This is a genomic window from Cobetia sp., assembly GCF_983723665.1.
Window position 1 is genome coordinate 1 of record NZ_CFDJES010000154.1, and the last position, 3,896, is coordinate 3,896.

Sequence of the window (3,896 nt, forward strand, 5' to 3'; positions counted from 1 at the left end):
ATTGGCCCCTGCAGACAGCAAAAAGCCCGCCACGTGATCCACGTGGCGGGCTTTTCTGTCAGTGGGCGCCGCTCGACATGCCGCCCCTCACGCCAACGCTTCCCACCCCGACAGCCCCAGCAGATTCACGGCAGCGTCGAGGCCGATCTGTTGCATCTCGCCCACGTTCAGCGAGTCACCCCGCAGGGCGCCCTCGATCCACAGGCCATCGACCAGCCCATTGAGCGCGATGGTCAGATGCTGCAGCCGGGTCTCGTCTTCCTGACGCCCTTCCGCCACCAGAACGTCCTCCACCAGATGACGGAACAGCTCGGTCGTTTCGCGATAGGCCTCGCGGCGAATCTCGGCCATGCGAGGGTCGCCATAGGTGAGCGGCAGAAAGTTGGCCCACAGCAACAATGTCTGCGGCGTCACGATCGGCGGTGACAGATTGGCCTCAAGAAAGGCCTTCAACCTCGCATGAGGTGCCAGCTCTCGCCCTTCTATCGTGTCGGAGGCATCGGACAGCAGGCGCTCCAGAAAGCGGCGATAGGCCGCGTAGAGCATGTTGTCCTTGCCTTCGAAATAGAAGCGGATCAACCCATTCGAGACACCGGCATATTCGGCGACACGCCGCACTGTCGTGCGCGAGATTCCCTCGCTGGCAATGCAGGTCAGGGTCGCTTCGATCAGGTCATCCTCTCGGGCATTGTTGTCTCGACGACTGGCCATGGAACGTGAATTACCCCTCGCGCAGAATCGGATTGGTCAGGCAGGTGGGGCCACCTTCGCACGCCATGCACAGGGCGTCACCTTCAAAAGTGCGCACACGTATGCCGGCGGCTTCCATCATGGCACGCGTGCCGGGGAAGCCATCGATCATCACGCAATCGTTCGGCGCCAACGGCATGACATTCAGGCTCAGGCCCAGCGACTGATGGAACTCCTCTTCCGGGGCAATCACGAAGCGGATACCGCGCGCTTTCATCAAGGTCCAGAGTGCGGCAGGGATCAACTTGGGATGTACCAGATAGGTGTCATCCGCCAGCGGCGAGATAACCGACATCAGATGCAGGCAGGCCGCCTCGCCCTCCCAGACGGGCAGGTCGAAGCCCAGCACCTCGATCCCGTGCGGATTGAGCAGCGCGTTGAGCTGACGCACGCCCTCCCGATTGGAGCGGAAGCCCATGCCGACGACAAGGGTGTTCTCATCCAGCCACAGGGTGTCGCCCCCCTCGATGGCCGCCTCACCTTCCAGGTGACCGATGACCGGAATGCCGGCCTGCTCATAGACCTGACCATGCCGGTTCGGTTCGTCCTTGCGCAGCGGCTTGCCCATCTGGAACAGCACGGCGCCAGCACGCGTCACCACCGAAGCATCGCGGGTGAACATGGCATCTGACAGCCCGTCATTGGTGTCCTCGAGCCAGACGATCTCGGCACCGCTCTCCTCCACCATCTCGACCAGGGCCTGGTACTGACTGATGGCTTTCTCGGCATTGAAGTAGTGGTTGTAATGCCAGACCGCCGGATCGGCATTGCGCAGGCTGTCGCCAGGACGACGCATCAGGACACGCGTCATTCGAGCGGCCATTGAGTGGCAACCGAACCGGGAGGAGGCGGGGGTATTCGACATGGAGGAAACCTCATTTTGATGGTCTGTCAGTCGCAATTGACTCGAATGTTATACAGATGCATAATTTTTATACAGATGCATAGTCTTATACAGGCACATGACTTTATGCAACTGCATAGTCTTATACAGGCACATGACTTTATGCAACTGCATAGTCAGTACCCGAGTGCATAACAACAAGATCAATCAGAGGACTCGCGCGTGCCTCACTCCCCTGCCACCCCGTTGACCGACAAGAATGACGATGCCGTCATCGACATTCGCGGACTCTGGAAATCCTTTGCTGGACGCGAAGTCCTCAAGGGCATCGACCTCACCGCCCAGCGTGGTGACGTGATCTCACTGATCGGCAGCAGCGGCTCGGGCAAGTCCACCCTGCTGCGCTGCATCAACCTGCTCGAGACACCCAGCGACGGGTCCTTGCGCCTGCTGGGCGAGGACGTGGCGCTGCGGCGGCGCGGCCAGCGACTCGAACCCGTCAATCGCCGACAGCTGCGTCTGCTGCGAGCTCGCCTGGCGATGGTCTTCCAGAACTTCAATCTCTGGCCTCACATGAGCCTCGAAGCGAACCTCATGGAAGCGCCGATGCAGGTGCTCGGTCAGTCCCGCGCAGAAGCTCGGGAGCATGCTCACCAGCTGCTGGAGCGCGTCGGGCTGTACTCCCACCGCCAGGCCAACCCGAGAACGCTTTCCGGCGGCCAGCAGCAACGTGGCGCCATCGCCAGAGCCCTGGCCATGTCGCCGGAGGTGCTGCTCTTCGATGAACCGACCTCGGCACTGGACCCCGAACTTGTCGGCGAGGTGCTCGAGGTGATGCGCGACCTGGCTGCCGAAGGGCGCACCATGGTCATCGTCACCCATGAGATGAAGTTCGCCGCTGACGTCGCGAACAAGGTCATCTTCCTCGACCAGGGCAACATCGAGGCCCAGGGCACCCCCGACCAGATATTCCGCTCCCCCTCTTCCGAGCGCCTCAAGCAGTTCATCGGCTCGATTACCTGAACCAGGAGAAGACCAACAATGAAAACCCTGTCCGCTATCGCATCTCTCGGGGCCATCGCCCTGTCTCTGAGCACCGTAGCCCAGGCCGACGTCGTACGTGTCGGCTTCGCCAGTGAGCCCTACCCGCCGTTCGCCACCCTGCAGTCGGATGGCAGCGTGACCGGCTGGGAAGTCGATATCGCCAATGCCGTCTGTGCCGCGGCAGAGCTTGAGTGCGAGATTGTCACCTCCTCCTGGGATGGCCTGATTCCGGCGCTGACCACGCGCAAGATCGATGCGATCGCCGCTTCACTCTCCATCACCGAGCAGCGCCGCAAGGTCATCGACTTCTCGGACAAGTACTACCAGACCAGCGCTGCCGTCATGGGTGCCAAGGGCGACGAGATCACGCCGACGCCAGAAGGACTGGCCGGCAAGACACTGGGCGTGCAGTCGGCCTCCATTCATCAGACCTATGCCAAGCGCCACTTCCCCGACACTCGAGTGCGTGAATACCAGACCCAGGATGAGGCCAACCAGGACCTGTTCGCCGGACGCATCGATGCCACCCTAGCCGACATCCTCGTGCTGGATGACTATCTCGCGAGCGACGATGGCGAACTGTGCTGTGACATGAAGGGCAATGTCGCGCACGACGAGAGCATCCTGGGGTCCGGCGTCGGATTCGGCGTGCGCAAGGGCGACAGCGAGCTGCTGGAGCGCCTGAATGCCGGTATCGCCGAGATTCGTGCCAGCGGGCGTTATGACGAGATCAGCAAGCAGTACTTCGACTTCGACATCTACGGAGATTGAAGCCGCCCTCGTCTCGACTTCGCCATACCGCATGAGGAAATTGCATGGCTGACTATCGCAACATGAGCATCGGCGAGCTGCTGTCGCTGACGCCGCCGGGCTGGGGAGGCGCTCTGCTGGATGGTCTGGTGCTATCGCTGCAGGTAGCGGCGAGCGGCTATCTGATTGGCCTGGTGATCGGCATGGCGGGCGCTGCGGGCAAGATCTCGGGTGGCCCCGTCACCCGGGATCTGCTCACCGGCTATACGACGGTGATACGCGCGGTTCCCGAGCTGGTACTGATCCTGCTGGTGTATTTCGCGGCGCCGGATGCCCTGAACCATCTGGCGAGCGCCGTCGGCCTCGGCCCCCTCGAGATCAGCCCCTTCGTCGCCGGGGTGGCCGTCATCGCTCTGGTGCAGGGCGCCTATGCCACCGAAGTCATCCGCGGTGCCATCAATGCCATCCCCAAGGGAATGCATGAGGCCGCACTGGCGCATGGCATGGC

Annotated in this window: 5 protein-coding genes; 3 read left to right on the plus strand and 2 right to left on the minus strand. The window is 62.0% G+C overall.

What is annotated here, in order from left to right:
- Positions 1 to 87 precede the first annotated feature (87 nt).
- Both AC4FAH_RS12650 and AC4FAH_RS12655 read right to left on the minus strand, forming a co-directional pair.
- A complete protein-coding gene (locus AC4FAH_RS12650; protein WP_043334296.1) occupies positions 88 to 711 on the minus strand; it encodes a TetR/AcrR family transcriptional regulator in 624 nt (207 codons plus the stop codon).
- Between the two features lie 10 nt (positions 712 to 721).
- Positions 722 to 1,561 carry a dimethylarginine dimethylaminohydrolase family protein gene (locus tag AC4FAH_RS12655; RefSeq protein WP_287020742.1) on the minus strand — a complete coding sequence of 280 codons (840 nt, stop codon included), beginning with the start codon at positions 1,559 to 1,561 and terminating at the stop codon, positions 722 to 724.
- 255 nt (positions 1,562 to 1,816) lie between these two features.
- Here AC4FAH_RS12655 and AC4FAH_RS12660 point away from each other — a divergent pair, with 255 nt between their 5' ends.
- The 3 genes from AC4FAH_RS12660 to AC4FAH_RS12670 form a co-directional block, all read left to right on the plus strand.
- On the plus strand, positions 1,817 to 2,617 hold the full coding sequence (locus AC4FAH_RS12660; protein WP_279836777.1) for an ATP-binding cassette domain-containing protein: 801 nt from the start codon (positions 1,817 to 1,819) through the stop codon (positions 2,615 to 2,617).
- Between the two features lie 18 nt (positions 2,618 to 2,635).
- Positions 2,636 to 3,409 carry a transporter substrate-binding domain-containing protein gene (locus tag AC4FAH_RS12665; RefSeq protein WP_248380800.1) on the plus strand — a complete coding sequence of 258 codons (774 nt, stop codon included), beginning with the start codon at positions 2,636 to 2,638 and terminating at the stop codon, positions 3,407 to 3,409.
- 44 nt (positions 3,410 to 3,453) lie between these two features.
- Positions 3,454 to 3,896: ABC transporter permease subunit (locus AC4FAH_RS12670; RefSeq protein ID WP_490246144.1), on the plus strand; the 443-nt coding region annotated here is incomplete at its 3' end.